This window comes from Halomonas sp. G15 (assembly GCF_021282295.1).
Classification (GTDB): Bacteria; Pseudomonadota; Gammaproteobacteria; order Pseudomonadales; family Halomonadaceae; genus Halomonas; species Halomonas alimentaria.
The window spans coordinates 1-16,211 of the sequence record NZ_JAJSPA010000037.1 but is presented as its reverse complement, the minus strand read 5'-3'; the positions used below and the strand labels follow the sequence as shown (position 1 = coordinate 16,211).

The 16,211-nt window shown below is 68.0% G+C and carries 16 protein-coding genes; 1 reads left to right on the top strand and 15 read right to left on the bottom strand.

The annotated features are described in order from the left end of the window. Window positions 1–166: 166 nt before the first annotated feature. Both ppk1 and hemB read right to left on the bottom strand, forming a co-directional pair. On the bottom strand, window positions 167–2,344 hold the full coding sequence (ppk1, locus tag LWH48_RS14680) for a polyphosphate kinase 1 (RefSeq protein WP_442908317.1): 2,178 nt from the start codon (window positions 2,342–2,344) through the stop codon (window positions 167–169). Between the two features lie 80 nt (window positions 2,345–2,424). After that, the gene (gene hemB, locus LWH48_RS14675; RefSeq protein ID WP_232913117.1) at window positions 2,425–3,432 is read right to left on the bottom strand and encodes a porphobilinogen synthase; all 1,008 of its coding nucleotides are present in this window, start codon (window positions 3,430–3,432) and stop codon (window positions 2,425–2,427) included. A gap of 208 nt (window positions 3,433–3,640) precedes the next feature. Here hemB and elbB point away from each other — a divergent pair, with 208 nt between their 5' ends. Further along, window positions 3,641–4,303: an isoprenoid biosynthesis glyoxalase ElbB gene (elbB, locus tag LWH48_RS14670; RefSeq protein ID WP_232913116.1), complete on the top strand. Its 663-nt coding sequence runs from the start codon at window positions 3,641–3,643 to the stop codon at window positions 4,301–4,303. Window positions 4,304–4,434: 131 nt separating this feature from the next. On the opposite strand, the gene tatC is transcribed toward elbB, so the two are convergent. The 13 genes from tatC to LWH48_RS14605 all read right to left on the bottom strand — a co-directional run. After that, window positions 4,435–5,202, bottom strand: a complete 768-nt coding sequence (tatC, locus tag LWH48_RS14665; RefSeq protein WP_161430078.1) for a twin-arginine translocase subunit TatC — start codon at window positions 5,200–5,202, stop codon at window positions 4,435–4,437. Further along, window positions 5,199–5,624, bottom strand: coding sequence for a Sec-independent protein translocase protein TatB (gene tatB, locus LWH48_RS14660; RefSeq protein WP_232913115.1), 426 nt, complete (start codon window positions 5,622–5,624; stop codon window positions 5,199–5,201). The genes tatC and tatB overlap by 4 nt, the downstream gene beginning before the upstream one ends. A gap of 6 nt (window positions 5,625–5,630) precedes the next feature. Further along, complete coding sequence (gene tatA / locus LWH48_RS14655; RefSeq protein WP_161430080.1) at window positions 5,631–5,903, bottom strand: Sec-independent protein translocase subunit TatA; 273 nt, start codon at window positions 5,901–5,903, stop codon at window positions 5,631–5,633. Between the two features lie 64 nt (window positions 5,904–5,967). Beyond that, on the bottom strand, window positions 5,968–6,303 hold the full coding sequence (locus LWH48_RS14650; RefSeq protein ID WP_161430081.1) for a phosphoribosyl-ATP diphosphatase: 336 nt from the start codon (window positions 6,301–6,303) through the stop codon (window positions 5,968–5,970). A gap of 38 nt (window positions 6,304–6,341) precedes the next feature. Then, window positions 6,342–7,964 carry a ubiquinone biosynthesis regulatory protein kinase UbiB gene (gene ubiB / locus LWH48_RS14645; RefSeq protein ID WP_232913127.1) on the bottom strand — a complete coding sequence of 541 codons (1,623 nt, stop codon included), beginning with the start codon at window positions 7,962–7,964 and terminating at the stop codon, window positions 6,342–6,344. After that, window positions 7,964–8,602, bottom strand: coding sequence for a ubiquinone biosynthesis accessory factor UbiJ (locus tag LWH48_RS14640; RefSeq protein WP_232913114.1), 639 nt, complete (start codon window positions 8,600–8,602; stop codon window positions 7,964–7,966). Before LWH48_RS14640 ends, ubiB begins: the two co-directional genes overlap by 1 nt. 7 nt (window positions 8,603–8,609) lie before the next feature. After that, window positions 8,610–9,377 carry a bifunctional demethylmenaquinone methyltransferase/2-methoxy-6-polyprenyl-1,4-benzoquinol methylase UbiE gene (gene ubiE / locus LWH48_RS14635; RefSeq protein ID WP_161430083.1) on the bottom strand — a complete coding sequence of 256 codons (768 nt, stop codon included), beginning with the start codon at window positions 9,375–9,377 and terminating at the stop codon, window positions 8,610–8,612. A gap of 93 nt (window positions 9,378–9,470) precedes the next feature. Continuing rightward, complete coding sequence (locus LWH48_RS14630; RefSeq protein WP_161430084.1) at window positions 9,471–9,854, bottom strand: gamma-butyrobetaine hydroxylase-like domain-containing protein; 384 nt, start codon at window positions 9,852–9,854, stop codon at window positions 9,471–9,473. Window positions 9,855–10,040: 186 nt separating this feature from the next. Beyond that, complete coding sequence (hslU, locus tag LWH48_RS14625; protein WP_161430085.1) at window positions 10,041–11,363, bottom strand: ATP-dependent protease ATPase subunit HslU; 1,323 nt, start codon at window positions 11,361–11,363, stop codon at window positions 10,041–10,043. A 10-nt stretch (window positions 11,364–11,373) separates the two neighbouring features. Next, window positions 11,374–11,907, bottom strand: coding sequence for an ATP-dependent protease subunit HslV (gene hslV / locus LWH48_RS14620; RefSeq protein WP_161430086.1), 534 nt, complete (start codon window positions 11,905–11,907; stop codon window positions 11,374–11,376). Window positions 11,908–12,055: 148 nt separating this feature from the next. Continuing rightward, window positions 12,056–12,796 carry an SPOR domain-containing protein gene (locus tag LWH48_RS14615; RefSeq protein ID WP_232913113.1) on the bottom strand — a complete coding sequence of 247 codons (741 nt, stop codon included), beginning with the start codon at window positions 12,794–12,796 and terminating at the stop codon, window positions 12,056–12,058. A gap of 3 nt (window positions 12,797–12,799) precedes the next feature. After that, window positions 12,800–14,485, bottom strand: coding sequence for an arginine--tRNA ligase (gene argS / locus LWH48_RS14610; RefSeq protein ID WP_232913112.1), 1,686 nt, complete (start codon window positions 14,483–14,485; stop codon window positions 12,800–12,802). A 150-nt stretch (window positions 14,486–14,635) separates the two neighbouring features. Further along, the coding region (locus tag LWH48_RS14605; RefSeq protein ID WP_232913111.1) for a primosomal protein N' at window positions 14,636–16,211 on the bottom strand (1,576 nt) is incomplete at its 5' end.

The following is a 16,211-nucleotide window of genomic DNA, read 5'->3' as shown; positions in this document are numbered from 1 at the left end:
GGCAGCCTGGCTGCCGGGGCGGTTGCGTTCATGCTGTCTTCGAGCTTCGAGCTTCGAGCTTCGAGCTTCGAGCTTCGAGCTTCGAGCTTCGAGCTTCGAGCTTCGAGCTTCGAGCTTCGAGCTTCGAGCTTCGAGCTTCGAGAGCCGGGCATAGCCCGGCGCTCGGTCAGGCCTTGGCGGCGTAGGCGTAGAGCAGTGTCTCCTGGGCGCTGATCGGTGCGGCGTCGCCGGGCTGCTGCTTGAGGTAGCTGCCGTCGGGCTGCAGCAGCCAGCTCTGGCAGTTATCCACCAGGTAGGTCTCCAGGTCCTTGCGCACTCGTGCCGCCAGCTTCTTGTCGAGCAGCGGGAAGCAGGTCTCCACGCGGTGGAACATGTTGCGGGTCATGAAGTCGGCGCTGGAGGCCCACACCTCCGGCTTGCCACCGTTGTGGAAGTAGAAGACCCGGGTGTGCTCCAGGAAGCGGCCCACGATTGAGCGCACCCGGATATTCTCCGATACCCCGGGGACGCCGGGACGCAGGCAGCACTGGCCGCGGATGATCAGGTCGCACTCCACGCCGGCCTGGGAGGCACGGTAGAGTGCCTGGATCAGCTTCGGTTCGGTCAGCGAGTTGCACTTGACGATCAGGTGGGCGCGCTTGCCCTTGCGAGCCTCCACCGCCTCGCGCTCGATCATCGCCACCAGCCCTTCGTGCAGGGTGAAGGGAGCATGCAGCAGCGTCTCGATGCGCCGGGCCCGGCCCATGCCGGAGAGTTGCTGGAAGACCTGGTGAACGTCCTCGCAGAGGGTGGGGTTGGCGGTGAGCAGGCTGTAGTCGGTATAGAGCCGGGCCGTCTTGGAGTGGTAATTGCCGGTGCCGAGATGCGCATAGTGGCGCAGCTTGTCCTTCTCGCGGCGCACGATATGCATCATCTTGGCGTGGGTCTTGTAGGCCATCACGCCGTAGATGACGATGGCGCCGGCTTCCTGCAGCCGCGAGGCCAGCGACAGGTTGTCGGCCTCGTCGAAGCGCGCACGCAGCTCGATCACCACCGTGACCTCCTTGCCGCCTCGCGCAGCCTCCACCAGCGAATTGACGATGGGCGAATCGGCTCCGGTGCGGTAGAGGGTCTGCTTGATGGCCAGCACGCCCGGATCCCGGGCGGCTTCCGAGAGCAGGTCCTCGACCGGCGCGAAGGACTGGAAGGGGTGATGCAGCAGCACATCGCCAGCGGCGATGGTGTCGAACAGGCTGCTCCCCTTGCCGAGGTTCTTGGGAAAGCCGGGGGTGAAGGGGCGGTAGAACATGTCGGGCAGGTCGACGTCACCGATCAGGGACATCATGCGGGTCAGGTTCACCGGGCCGTTGACCCGGTAGAGGTCCTCCTCCTCCAGCTCGAACTGCTTGAGCAGGAAGGTGGCGAGCTCCTCCGGGCAGGTATCGACCACCTCCAGGCGCACGCCGCTGCCGTAGCGGCGCGCCAGCAGCTCGCCGCGCAGCGCCGAGGCCAGGTCGGAAACCTCCTCGGGGTCCACCGACATGTCGGCGTTGCGGGTCAGGCGGAACTGGTAGCAGCCGCGCACCGTCATGCCCGGGAACAACTCCTCGGCGTGGGCATGGATCATCGAGGAGAGGAACACGGCCTCCTTGAAGCCCTCGTCGCAGAGTTCCGGCGGCATCTTGATCACCCGGGGCAGCGAGCGTGGTGCCGGTAGGATCGCCAGGCCCCCTTCACGGCCGAAGGCGTCCTTGCCCTCGAGTTTGACGATGAAGTTGAGGCTCTTGTTGACCAGCCGCGGGAAGGGGTGTGAGGGGTCCAGCCCGATGGGGCTGATCACCGGCATGATCTCTCCCTCGAAGTAGTCGCGAACCCAGGCGCGCTGGGCCTTGGTCCAGTCACTGCGTCGCCGGAAACGCAGCTTCTTCTCCAGCAGCGCCGGCAGCAGTACCTCGTTGAGGATCTGGTACTGGCGTTCGATCTGTTCGTGGGCGATCGTCGAGATCTCGTTGAGCACCGCCCGTGGCGAGCGGCCGTCGGCCCCGGTGCTGGCGTCGCCCAGGGCCAGCTGGTGCTTGAGCCCGGCGACCCGGATCTCGAAGAACTCGTCCAGGTTCGACGAGAAGATCAGCAGGAACATCAGCCGGTTGAGCAGCGGGTGCGACTCGTCCAGGGCCTGCTCGAGTACCCGGATATTGAACTGCAGGTGGGAGAGTTCGCGGTTGAAGTAGAGGGAGGGGTCGCTCAGGTCCGCGTCGGCCTGGGGCTTGGCCTTGGGCTTGATGCCGGCGCGGGTCTGGTTGAGGCGCGGGGTCGGGATATCGACCCCGCTCTCCTCACCGATCGGGCCACTCAGTTGCTGCATCACGGCGGGGACGTTTTCGGGACTGCGGTCTTCCATGGAGTTCTCTCCGCGTTTCCAGGAAGGGCGCGCAGTCCCCTCCTTTACTGGGTGAGCAGCCGTGCTGCCCGCTTGGCGAAATAGGTCAGTACGCCGTCGGCGCCGGCACGCTTGAAGCACAGCAGTGATTCGAGGATCACGCCATCGGCATCCAGCCAGCCGTTCTCGAAGGCCGCCATGTGCATGGCGTACTCGCCGCTGACCTGGTAGGCGTAGGTCGGAGCCTTGAGCTCGTCCTTGACCCGGCGTACCACGTCCAGATAGGGCATGCCCGGCTTGATCATCACCATGTCGGCGCCCTCGGCCAGGTCCATGGCCACCTCATGCAGCGCCTCGTCGCCGTTGGCCGGGTCCATCTGGTAGGTGCTCTTGTCCGCCTTGCCCAGATTGGCGGCGGAGCCCACCGCGTCACGGAAGGGACCGTAGTAGCGCGAAGCATATTTGGCGCTATAGGCCATGATGCGGGTATTGACCAGCTGCTCCTGCTCCAGCACCCGGCGGATCTCGCCGATGCGGCCATCCATCATGTCCGAGGGAGCCACCACGTCGGCCCCGGCCTCGGCGTGGGAGAGCGCCTGCTTGAGCAGGGTCTCCACGGTGCGGTCATTCTGCACATAGCCCTGCTCGTCGATGATGCCGTCCTGGCCGTGGCTGGTGTAGGGATCCAACGCCACGTCGGTGATGATGCCGAGCTCGGGCAGGGCTTCCTTGAGGGCCCGCACGCTGCGCTGCACCAGGCCGTTGGCGCTGTAGGCCTCCTCGGCCAGCTCGCTCTTCAGCGAGGCATCCACCACCGGGAACAGTGCAATGGCGGGGATGCCCAGCTCGACGGCCTCGCGGGCCTCCTCGATCAGGAGGTCCAGCGACAGGCGCTCGACCCCCGGCATGGAGGGCACCGCCTCGCGCTGGCCCTCGCCCTCCAGCACGAAGACCGGCCAGATCAGGTCGGCCGGGGTCAGCACGTTCTCGCACATCAGGCGGCGCGAGAAGGCGTCCCGGCGCATGCGCCGCATGCGGGTGGCAGGGAACTGGCGTGGGGTCGTGAAGCTCAAGATCGTCTCTCCGGCTCTGGCGCCGCCGATGGTAGTCTGGCGGCCCTTGATGACAATGACGTGACAGCAGGGTGTCGGCTGTCCTCGAGTATATCAGTGTCGCATTGCGCCGAAAGTCTCGCCTTGTCGCACTCGAGGGATCGCTCTAGAGTGTGGAGCTCGATAACTGGTCCTGCCGTCGGCAGGCGAACCCTGCAAGGAGATAGGCATGAGCAAACAGGTGGCGGTGATCCTTTCGGGCTGCGGGGTCTACGATGGCTCCGAGATCTACGAGACCACCCTGACCCTGCTGCGGCTCGACCAGCTGGGCCTCGGCTATCGCTGCTTCGCACCGGATATCGCCCAGCACCACGTCATCGACCACCGCAGAGGCGAGGTCGCGGAAGGCGATTCGCGCAACGTGCTGACCGAATCGGCGCGCCTGGCGCGTGGCGAGATCCAGCCGCTGGGCGAGCTGGAGGCGGACGACTTCGACGCGGTGATCCTGCCCGGCGGCTTCGGCGCCGCCAAGAACTTCTCCAGCTTCGCCGAGGATGGCGCCGAGATGACGGTGCTCGACGAGCTCAAGCAGGCACTGGAAGGCTTTCACGAGGCCCGCAAGCCCATCGGCATGATGTGCATCAGCCCGGTGATGGTGCCACGCCTGCTGGGCCCAGGCATTGCCGTCACCATCGGCCAGGATCCCGGCGTTTCCGGCGCCATCAGCGCCATGGGTGGCCTGCACCGCAGCTGCGGCGTGGAGGACATCGTGGTGGACTTCGAGCACCGGGTGGTGACCACACCGGCCTATATGCTCGCCACCCGCATCAGCGAGGCCGCCACCGGCATCTTCAAGCTGGTCGACCGGGTCGATGAGCTGATGGACCTCTAGCCGCGAAGCGGCTCAAGCCGGAAGCTGAAAGAGCGCCGCTTCGCGGCTGGAAGCTGCAAGAAGAACGCCCCCATGGCACTGTCATGGGGGCGTTTTCGATCAGGTTGGGCTTCAAGCTTCAAGCTTCGGGCTTACGAGTCGTCTTCCGCCTCGCGCTGCTGCTTCTTGCGCCGGGCGAAGCGGCCGAAAAAGAGCCCCACCTCGTAGAGCAGGTACATGGGGACCGCCAGCAGGCTCTGGGAGATCACGTCCGGCGGCGTCAGCAGCATGCCCACCACGAAGCAGCCCAGTACCACATAGGGGCGCTTCTTAGACAGGCTCTCCACCGTGGTGGCCCCGGAGGCGATCAGCAGGAAGGTGGCGATAGGGATCTCGAAGGCCACGCCGAAGGCGAAGAACAGCTTCAGCACGAAGTTGAGGTAGGCGTTGATATCGGTCATCACCGTCACGTTCTCCGGCCCGGTCTGGGTGAAGAACTCGAACAGCAGCGGGAAGACCGCGTAGTAGGCGAAGGCCGCGCCGGCGTAGAACAGCATCACGCTGGAGGCCAGGATGGGGATGGCCAGCGCCTTCTCGTTGTCGTACAGCCCGGGGGCCACGAAGGCCCAGGCCTGGTGCAGCACGTAGGGCACGGCGATGAATACCGCCGTGACCAGGGTCAGCTTGAAGGGCGCCAGGAAGGGCGACGCCACCTCGGTGGCGATCATCTGCGAGCCTTCCGGCAGCAGCGCCATCAGCGGCTGGGCCACGAAGGTATAGATGTCGTTGGCGAAGGCGTAGAGGCCGAGGAAGATCACCAGCACCGCCACCACCGCACGCAGCAGGCGCGAGCGCAGTTCGATCAGGTGCTCGATCAGCGGGGCCTGGTGCTGTTCCGGGCCGTCACCGGGGTTGCTCATCGTTCAGGGGCGTCCTTGTCGACGGGGGAGGGCTCGGGCGTGGTGTCAGGCTGGGTGTCAGCCCCCTCGCGGGCGCGTGACAGGGCGTCATCCAGGCGCTGCTCGGGCGTCGCCGCCGGTGCATCCTGGCGGCGACTGTCCGGATCCCGGGAGCCGCGTTCGGGCTCGGCGATACCCTCGACGCCGCGCTTCACCTGGTTGACGCTGTCGTCCAGCTTCTTCTGCTGCTCGTCGAGTTTCTGGCGCAGCTCTTCCGCCTCCAGCTGAGCGCTGATCTCGCGCTGCATGCCGGAGACGGTTCGCTTGATCTTGCCGATCCACAGGCCCAGGGTGCGTGCCGCCTTGGGCAGCCGCTCCGGGCCGAGCACCAGCAGGCCTACCACGCCGAGCAGCAGGAGTTCGAGAAAGCCGATATCGAACATGGCGGTTTACTTGCGCTCTTCTTGTTCCTCGGGCTTTCGCTCGGCCTGGACGTCGTAGGTGTTGGTCTCATCCTTGTGGTCGACGCGGGCCTGGGCCTGCGCTTCGGTTTCCTCTTCCTCGGCCTTGTCGCCCTTCTCGTCCTCGTTCATCGCCTTCTTGAAGCCCTTCACGGCGCCACCCAGATCGGTGCCGACGTTGCGCAGCTTCTTGGTGCCGAAGATCAGGATGATGATGCCGAGAACGATCAGCAGCTGCCAGATACTGATACCACCTAACATTAGCGCTTCCTCTGATTGGGGTTCCGGCTCACCCGGAACGGCCAGTGATGTTGTGTCCAGCGGACTATGGCTGGCGTGCAGCCTTCTCGTCGTGGCCGGAGATGCCGAAGCGGCGGCCCAGCTCGTCGAGCACCGCTCCATGTTCGAGGCCGAGATGCGACAGCATCACCAGGCTATGAAACCACAGGTCGGCCGTTTCGGCGATCAACGCTTGGCGTTGGGCATCGCCACCGCCTTCTGCGTCCTTTGCCGCGAGCAGGGTCTCGGTGGCCTCCTCGCCGACCTTCTCGAGTATCTTGTTCAGGCCCTTGTGATGCAAGGCGGCGACGTAGGAGTCGGAAGGATCGGCCTCGCGGCGTTGATCCAGGACAACCTGCAGCCGCTCGAGAATATCGCTCATCGATGACGTCTCCATGAAAAGGCGAGCATGAAACTGGGTCAGTGCCAGGCCAGCAGGGCCAGGCCGATGGCCGCGGCGGCCAGCGCCGGCCAGGGTTGTCCGCCGGCCCACTCGGCCAGCGGCTGCCAGGCCACCGCCAGCACGACCAGCAGCAGTCCCAGCCGCAGGCGGCGGTGACGGCGTCCCTGGTGAGCCAGATGGCGCTGGATGCCCCCGAGCGCCTCGCCCTGGTGGCGGCGCTGGCGCTTCTCCAGCTCGGCCTGGGACAGCACCTGGTGGACCAGGGAGGGCAGTTCGGGCAGCTGGTGGCTGAGCTCCGGGGCCTGGCGCTTGAGCGAGGCCCAGAAGCCCTTCACCCCGGCGCGCTCTTCCATCCAGCGCTCCAGGTAGGGCTTGGCGGTCTGCCACAGGTCCAGTTCCGGGTAGAGCTGGCGCCCCAGGCCCTCGATGTTGAGCAGGGTCTTCTGCAGCAGCACCAGCTGCGGCTGCACCTCCATGTCGAAGCGCCGCGCGGTCTGGAACAGGCCCAGCAGCACCTGGCCGAAGGAGATGTCCTTGAGCGGCTTCTCGAGGATCGGTTCGCACACGGTACGTACTGCCGCCGCGAACTCGTTGGCCCGGGTATGCTCGCCGACCCAGCCCGATTCGATATGCAGCGCCGCCACCTCGTAGTAGTCCTGATGGAAGAAGGCCAGCAGGTTGCGGGCCAGGTAGTCCTGGTCCTCGCGGGTCAGGCTGCCGACGATGCCGCAGTCGATGCCGATATACTGCGGGTCGTGGGGGTGCTTGCGGGAGACGAAGATATTGCCCGGATGCATGTCGGCATGGAAGAAGTTGTCGCGGAACACCTGGGTGAAGAAGATCTCCACCCCACGCTCGGCCAGCTTCTTGAGGTCGGTGCCCTGGGCGCGCAGGGCGGCGATATCGGCTACCGGTACGCCGTAGATGCGCTCCTGGACCATCACCCGGTGGCGGGTCAGCTCCCAGTGGATGGCTGGCACATAGAGGTGGGCGGAGTCCTTGAAGTTGCGCTTGAGCTGGGAGGTGTTGGCCGCCTCCTTGTGCAGGTCGAGCTCGTCGAACAGGGTGGTCTCGTAGTCGCGCACGACCTCCACCGGACGCAGGCGGCGCGCCTCGGGCACGATGGTCAGCAGGCGGGCGAAGCGGTAGAGCAGGGCCATGTCCTGACGCATCACCCGTTCGATGCCGGGGCGGATGATCTTGACCACCACCTCCTCGCCACCGTGCAGCCGGGCGCCGTGGACCTGGGCGATGGAGGCCGAGGCCAGGGGCTCGGCGTCGAAGCGCGCGAAGGCCTCGGCCACCGGCAGGCCCAGCTCCGCCTCCACCACGCCGCGGGCCTCGCTGCCGGGGAAGGGCGGCACCTGGTCCTGCAGGCGCTTGAGCTCGTCGGCCACGTCCTCGGGCAGCAGGTCGCGGCGGGTGGAGAGCACCTGGCCGAACTTGACGAAGATCGGCCCCAGCGACTCCAGCGCCAGGCGCAGGCGCTCGCCCCGGGAGCGCTCGCCGATGGGTACCAGGCGCAGCGGCGAGAGCTTGAAAAGGAGACGCAGTGGCCAGGGCAGGCGCTCGTGGGGCAGCAGGGTATCGAGACGGTAGCGGGTGATCACCCACAGGATGCGCAGCAGACGCAGCAGGATCATGGCGTCACCCTGTCCGCCAGGCGCCGGTGCAGGCGGGCGAGGCGCGCCTCGAGGCGGTCGGAGGCCACTTCCAGCTCGGTCAGGTGGTCACGCAGCACCTCGAGCTGGGGGCGGCCCGGCAGCAGACGGGCCTCCTCGACCAGGTATTCGGAGAGGTCGGCACAGAACTCCTCGCGGGTGCGCAGACCGAAGCGGCCCAGGCGACGCAGTCCCTCGGCCAGGCTGTGGGCGGGGATATCGCCGAGCCAGCGGGCCAGCTCGCCCTCCCAGTCCAGGTCGAGGTCGAGCAGCAGGTCGCGGGTCGCCTCCAGCAGCGGGATGCGGCCGCGAACCGCCAGCCGCCCCTGGAACATCAGCCGCTCCATCGAGGCGCCGCCGAGCAGGGCGCCGAGGGTCTCGGCGTCCACCTCGACCACGGCATCGTAGGCCGCCTCGTCGGTATCATCGGGGCGCAGCAGGTCGAGGCCGCCGCCATGGAAGTGGATGGCCAGTGCCAGCTCGGGCTGCTCGAGGCGCAGCAACAGCCGCTGGCCGGCCAGCCGGGCCAGGCGCGAGGGGGCAGCCGGGTCGCGGGCCAGCAGGCCGTTCAGGGTCCTCTCGGCAGCGGCGAGCAGCAGGGTCGGTGTCAACGCCATGCCCACCTCAGAGTTTGATACCGCGGTGCAGGGCGACGATGCCCCCGGTCATGTTGGTGTACTCGACCCGCTCCAGGCCGGCCGCCTCCATCATCCCCTTGAGCGTCTCCTGGTCGGGGTGCATGCGAATCGACTCGGCCAGGTAGCGGTAGCTGTCGGCATCGCTGGCCACCACCTGGCCGATGCGCGGCAGCAGGCGGAAGGAGTACTCATCGTAGGCCTTGGTCAGCAGGGGGTTGCCCGGCTTGGAGAACTCCAGCACCAGCAGGCGGCCGCCGGGCTTGAGCACCCGGGCCATGGAGCGCAGCGCGGCATCCTTGTCGGTGACATTGCGCAGGCCGAAGGCGATGGTGATGCAGTCGAAGGTGTTGTCCGGGAAGGGCAGGCACTCGGCGTTGGCCTGGACATACTCGACATTGCCGCCCACGCCGTGGTCGAGCAGCTTGTCACGACCGACGCGCAGCATCGACTCGTTGATATCGGCCAGTACCACGCGGCCGCGGGGCCCCACCAGGCGCGAGAACTTCAGCGTCAGGTCGCCGGTGCCGCCGGCGATATCGAGCACACTGTGGCCGGGGCGCACCCCGGCGCGCTCGATGGTCAGCCGCTTCCACAGACGGTGGATGCCGAACGACATCAGGTCGTTCATGACGTCGTAGCGGGCCGCCACGGAGTGGAAGACATCGGCTACCCGGGAGGCCTTCTCCTCGAGGGGCACTTCCTGATAGCCGAAGTCGGTGGTCTGCTTGTCCCTGGAGCTGGGGTTGGCGCTCATGCGATGGGGCTCCCGAATCGCTGCATGGGAGAGGTCAAGGCCTCGGATGGGCGCCATTGTAGCCTCCCGCGGCGGCGATTGTCTTGACGCGGGTTACAGCTGCCTGATTTCTATGCCCAGCGGCTCGCGGCTGGCGCCGGCCGCTTCCAGGCGCTCCAGGTACTCGGCCCAGTTGGCCTCGCGATTGTCGATCAGCCACTTCAGGTAGTCCCAGCTGAACAGGCCGCTGTCGTGGCCGTCGTCGAAGTGCAGCTTGAGGGCGTAGCGACCGGTGGGGGTGATGTCCTTGAGGCCGACGAACTTCTTGCCCACCTGCAGGGTCTCCTGGCCCTTGCCGTGGCCGCGCACCTCGGCGGAGGGGGAGAAGACTCGCAGGTATTCGATGGCGAGGCGGTAGCTCTGGCCATCGGCATAGCCGAGCTCCAGCTCGCGGGCCTGCTTGTGGTAGTGCACCTTGGTAGGAATGGGGGCTGGCATGGTTGGCGTCCGGATCTGGGCATTAGGGGACGCGGCTGACCCGGTGACAGGCCTTCGCGGAGGCGCTGTGAACCCCTCCCTGGGCGCTACCGATGCCATCCCTGGCATAGGACCTCCGCTACGGCCTGTCCCCGGCGCCGCGGGCAGCCGCTGGGGGCATACTGTGCCCCGCGGCGTGCCGCTTGGTTACAGGATATACCGCGACAGGTCCTCGTCCATCGCCAGCTCGCCGAGCTGGGAATCGACGTAGGCGGCGTCGATCACCAGCGGGGTGCCGATGTCGCTGCCCCGGAACGAGGCCTCTTCCAGCAGGCGCTCCATCACGGTGTGCAGGCGGCGCGCGCCGATATTCTCGGTGCCTTCGTTGACCTTCCAGGCGATCTCGGCGATGCGCTCGATGCCGTCGGTGGTGAACTCGATCTCCAGGCCTTCGGTGGCCAGCAGCGCCTGGTACTGCTTGGTCAGCGCCGCGGAGGGCTCGGTGAGGATGCGCTTGAAGTCGTCCGGGGTCAGGGCGTTGAGCTCGACACGGATCGGCAGGCGACCCTGCAGTTCCGGGATCAGGTCCGACGGCCGCGACAGGTGAAAGGCGCCGGAGGCGATGAATAGCACATGGTCGGTCTTCACCATGCCGTACTTGGTGGAGACCGTGGAGCCCTCGATCAGCGGCAGCAGGTCGCGCTGCACGCCCTCGCGGGAGACCTCCCCACCGCTGGACTGGCCACCGCCCTTGCAGACCTTGTCGATCTCGTCGAGGAAGACGATGCCGTTCTGTTCCACCGACTCGATGGCGCGAGCCTTGATCTCCTCCTCGTTGACCAGCTTGCTGGCTTCCTCGTCACGCAGCAGGGCGAAGGCGTCCTTGACCGCCACGCGGCGGGTCTCGGTCTTCTGCTTGCCCATGCCGGAGAACAGGCTCTGCAGCTGGCTGGTCATCTCCTCCATGCCCGGCGGGGTCATGATGTCGACGTTGGGTCCCTGCTGGGAGACCTCGATATCGATCTCCTTGTCGTCGAGCTGCCCTTCGCGCAGCTTCTTGCGGAAGATCTGGCGCGTGGAGCTGTCCTGGCGGGGCTCCTCCTCCTGGCCGCGGGGCGGTGGCAGCAGGGCGTCGAGGATGCGCTCCTCGGCGGCGTCCGCGGCGCGATGGCCGACCTCTTCCTTGGCCTGCTCACGGACCAGCTTGATGGCGGCCTCGGTGAGGTCGCGTACGATCGACTCCACGTCGCGGCCCACATAGCCCACCTCGGTGAACTTGGTGGCCTCGACCTTGATGAAGGGCGCGCGGGCCAGCTTGGCCAGGCGGCGGGCGATCTCGGTCTTGCCGACGCCGGTGGGGCCGATCATGAGGATGTTCTTGGGCGTCACTTCCTGGCGCAGGTCGCCCTCGAGCTGCATGCGCCGCCAGCGGTTGCGCAGGGCGATGGCCACGGCGCGCTTGGCGTCCTGCTGGCCGATGATGTACTGGTCCAGGGCGTGAACGATCTCGCGGGGGGTCATCTGGGTCATGGTATCGGCCTTAGCCCGCCTTGGCAGGCAGCTCCTCGAGGGTGACATTGTGATTGGTGAACACGCAGATATCGCCGGCGATCGCTAGCGACTTCTCGGTGATCTCGCGGGCCCCGAGGTCGGTGTTCTCGAGCAGGGCGCGGGCCGCGGCCAGGGCGTAGTTGCCGCCGGAGCCGATGGCGATGATGCCGCCCTCGGGCTCCAGCACATCGCCGTTGCCGGTGATGATCAGGGAGGCGTCCTTGTTGGCCACGGCGAGCAGCGCCTCCAGGCGGCGCAGGGCGCGGTCGGTGCGCCACTCCTTGGCCAGCTCCACGGCGGCCTTGACCAGGTTGCCCTGATACTTCTCCAGCTGCGCCTCGAAGCGCTCGAAGAGGGTAAAGGCGTCGGCGGTACCGCCGGCGAAGCCGGCCAGCACCTCGCCGCGATAGAGGCGGCGGACCTTGCTGGCGTTGCCCTTCATCACGGTATTGCCCAGCGATACCTGGCCGTCGCCGGCCAGCGCCACCTGGTCACCGCGGCGCACGGATACGATCGTGGTCATGGAGGAGACTCCTTGGGGGAGCGGATGAACGGCTCCCGATGACTTTCGACGCCCAGCCGGGCGTCGTGACGAATCTATCTGGAGGGAGTAGGTGCGGGCGCGCCGCCCGGAATTCAAGCGGCCGCGCGTGTCACTGCGGGAGGCGGGCTCAGTTGTTGAGCTGGATGAGCAGCGGCTCGATGCCCTGGGTGACCATCAGGTCCTGGGCCCGAGACAGCTCGCGGCGGTCCTCGTAGGGACCCACCTGCACCCGGTGCCAGGTCTCGCCGCCCCCCGCCTTCACCTCGCTGACCTGGGCCAGCAGGCCGAAGTCGCGCAGGCGGCTGCGCAGCTGCTGCGCATCGCCGGCCGCGCGGAAGGAGGCGGCCTGCAGCATGTAGCGTTGACCCGAGGCGCTGGTGGCGGCCTGTTGTCGGGCGGGGTCGCTGGTCTGGCGATCGCTGGCCTGGCGGTCGTTGGCTAAGTTGGCGGCGATCACCTCGGCGATGGGGTCGTCGGCAGGCGCCGAATCGTCGGTAGCCGTCTCTTCCGCCGGGGGCGGCGGGGTCGCCGTGGAGGCGGGCATCTCGCCACCCGGCGCGATCACTTCGGATTCCGGCAGCAGGGTGTAGAACTCGAAGGTGGGCTTCGGCGGCTCGCTGGGCTCCGCCGCTGCCTCGGGCTCGGCCTCCGGCGGAGCGCTGCGCGGCAGCACCGTGGCCAGCGGCGAGTCCTCGACCTGCCAGGGCGCCACCCCGTGCTGGTGCTGGGAGAGCAGGAAGCCGGCCACCAGGCCGGCCAGGCCCCATACCCAGCCGGGCAGGCGCCATTCGCGGCGCGCATTGCGGGCGGGTTGGCGGCGGCTGTTGGTGGCGCCGCGCTTCCTGGGGGGCTGCTTGCGAGTCGCCATGAGTTACATTTCCTCCGGGGCGCCGACTCCCATCAGCTCCAGGCCATTGCGCAGCACCTGGCGCGTGGCCAGGCCCAGCGCCAGGCGGGCGTTGCGCAGGTCGTCGTCTTCGACCATCACCTTCACCGCGTTGTAGCAGGTGTGGAAGTCGGCGGCCAGGTCGAGTAGGTACTGGGCGATCTGCTGGGGCTCGCGGGCGGCCGCGGCGTGTTCCACCGCCTCGGGGTAGCGCGCCAGGCGGTTCAGCAGCGCCTTCTCCTGGTCCTCTTCCAGGCGACCCAGGCTGGCCATGGCCAGGGCGTGATCGAAGGGCTGGCCGTCACTGCGGGCCTTCCGCTCGACGCTGCACACCCTGGCGTGGGCGTACTGCACGTAGTAGACCGGGTTGTCGTTGGACTGCGAGCGCGCCAGGTCGATGTCGAAGGTGAGCTGGGAGTCTGCGCGACGCGCGGCCAGGAAGAAGCGCGTGGCGTCGCGGCCCACCTCATCGATCAAGTCGCGCACGGTGACGTAGCTGCCGGCGCGCTTGGAGAGCTTCACCTCGACCCCGGAGCGAGTGACCATCACCATCTGGTGCAGCACATAGTCGGGCCAGCCCTTCGGAATGCCGGCCTCCAGGGCCTGCAGGCCGGCGCGCACCCGGGTCACGGTGGAGTGGTGGTCGGCGCCCTGCTCGTTGATCACCGTGGTGAAGCCGCGTTGCCACTTGTCGAGGTGGTAGGCGACGTCGGGCAGGAAGTAGGTGTATTGCCCGTCGGACTTGCGCATCACCCGGTCCTTGTCGTCCCCGAAGTCGGTGGTGCGCAGCCACAGGGCGCCGTCCTGTTCATAGGTGTGGCCCTTCTCGATCAGGCGCTCGACGGTCGCCTCCACCTTGCCGTCGCGGTAGAGCGAGGACTCCAGGAAGTAGACGTCGAACTGCACGCCGAAGGCCTTGAGGTCGAGGTCCTGCTCGCGGCGCAGGTAGGCCACGGCGAACTCCTGGATCGCTGCCAGGTCGTCCGGGTCACCGCTGGCGGTGACATGGCGGTCGTCGGCATGGACGGTCTCGCCATCGAGGTAGGCATTGGCCACGTCGATGATGTAGCCGCCACGATAGCCATCCGCCGGCCAGCCGTCGTCCTCGGGGTCGAGCCCCTTGGCCCGGGCCTGCACCGAGAGCGCCAGGTTGCTGATCTGGGCGCCGGCATCGTTGTAGTAGAACTCGCGGGTCACGTCGAAGCCGGTCGCTTCCAGCAGGCGACAGATGCAGTCGCCGATGGCCGCGCCGCGACCGTGGCCGACGTGCAGCGGGCCGGTGGGATTGGCGGAGACGAACTCCACCTGCACCTTGTGGTCCTGGCCGATGAGGCTGCGGCCAAAGGTGTCGCCGGCGTCGAGCACCTGACGGACCACCTGGGCGGCGGCATCGGTGGCGGCGAAGAAGTTGACGAAGCCGGGGCCGGCGATCTCCACCTTCTGTACCGCCTCGCTCTCGGGCAGCGCGCCGATCAGCGCCTCGGCCAGCTCGCGGGGCTTGCGACCGGCCGGTTTGGCCAGCATCAGCGCCAGGTTGGTGGCGTAGTCGCCATGGGCCTTGTCCCGGGTGGGGTCGACCTTGATGGTCGGGGCGAGGTCGGCGGGCAGCACGCCCTGCTGCCGGAGGGAGTCGAGGGCGTCCTCGAGCAGCGCAACGATGGTCTCTTTCATGGGGCGTCGGATGTCCTGTGGCGTCGGGCCGAGCGGCCGATGAACCGGCGGTGAAGAGGCACTCGGCCCGGCGTGGGCATGGAAACGGAGCCCTGAGCGGGCATGGCCGGCCATTATCGGCAATTGTGGGGCGGCTTTAAAGGGCGGGGGTCAGCTAAGCGTCTGCGGGTCGATATCCAGCGACCAGCGAACCCGGCGCGCCTCGGGGGTGGCCTCCATCCAGGCAGTGAGCCAGGCGCTGGCCTCATGCAGGGCGCTGCGCTTATCGGCGCCCAGCATCAGCTGCAGATGGTAGCGGCCCTGGCGTCGCTCCATGGGCGCCGGCACCGGGCCCAGGCAGTCCACCGCAAGCTCGCGCTCGGCAAGCCAGCCGCGCAGGGCGGTGGCGGCACGTCGGCCCAGCTCGCTGGCTGCCTCCTCCCTGGCGCTCTCCAGGCGCAGCAGGGCGAGGAAGCGGAAGGGCGGCAGGGCGGCGGCTCGACGCTCCTCCAGCAGCCGGTCGGCCAGGGCGGCATAGCCGCGTTCGGCCAGCAGGCGCAGGTGCGGGTCATCGGGGTGCATCGTCTGCACCAGCACCCGCCCGGGATGGGCGGCGCGGCCGGCACGGCCGGCCACCTGCACCAGCAGCTGCGCACCCTGCTCCAGGGCGCGGAAGTCGCTGGCATAGAGGCCGGCGTCGGCGTTGACCACCACCACCAGGGTGACATGGGGCAGGTGGTGCCCCTTGGCCAGCATCTGGGTGCCCACCAGCAGGCAGGGATCGCCACGGCGCACCTCGGCCAGTGCGTTCTCGAAGGCGTCGCGACGGCGGGTGCTGTCACGGTCGATGCGGTGCACCGGCACCTTGGGGAAGCGTCCGGCAAGGGTCTCCTCGGTGCGCTCGGTGCCGCTGCCCAGGGGGCGCAGGTCGATGCTGCCGCATTCGGGGCAGCTCTCTGGCAGGGCGCGGCGGCGGTCGCAGTGGTGGCAGGCCAGCAGCGGCGGCTGGCGGTGCAGGGTCATGCGGGCGTCGCAGGCGTCGCATTCGGCCAGCCAGCCGCAGGCGTGACAGGCCAGGGTCGGGGCGAAGCCGCGGCGATTGATGAATACCAGCACCTGGTGGCCGGCCTTGAGGGTCTCCGCGATCGCCTCCAGCGCCGGCGGCGCCAGGCCGCCCAGGCGGGGTCGCCCGCGCAGGTCGAGCAGTTCCAGTCCGGCGGGGGCGTGGCGGGTGGCGCGGCGGGTCAGCGGCAGGTGACGCCAGTCGCCACGCCTCGCCCGGGCCAGGCTCTCCAGCGAGGGCGTGGCGCTGCCCAGCAGCAGCGGGATGCCGTGGTGATGGGCGCGGGCCACGGCGAGGTCCCGGGCGTGGTAGCGCAGCCCGTCCTGTTGCTTGTAGGAGCCGTCGTGCTCCTCGTCGACGATGATCGCCCCGGGGCGGGCCAGGGGCGTGAAGATCGCCGAGCGCGTACCGATGACGATGGGGGCGCGACCGCTGGCGGCTGCCTCCCAGGCATCCAGGCGCTCGTGATCGGTGAGCCCCGAGTGCAGTGCCACCACCGGCACCCGGAAGCGCTTGCGGAAACGTGCCAGGGTCTGCGGTGTCAGGCCGATCTCCGGCACCAGCACCAGCGCCTGGCGCCCGCGGCCCACCACCGCCTCGATCAACTGCAGGTAGACCTCGGTCTTGCCGCTGCCGGTGACCCCTTCCAGCAGGCAGGGGTGATAGGCATCGAGCCGTTCGTGC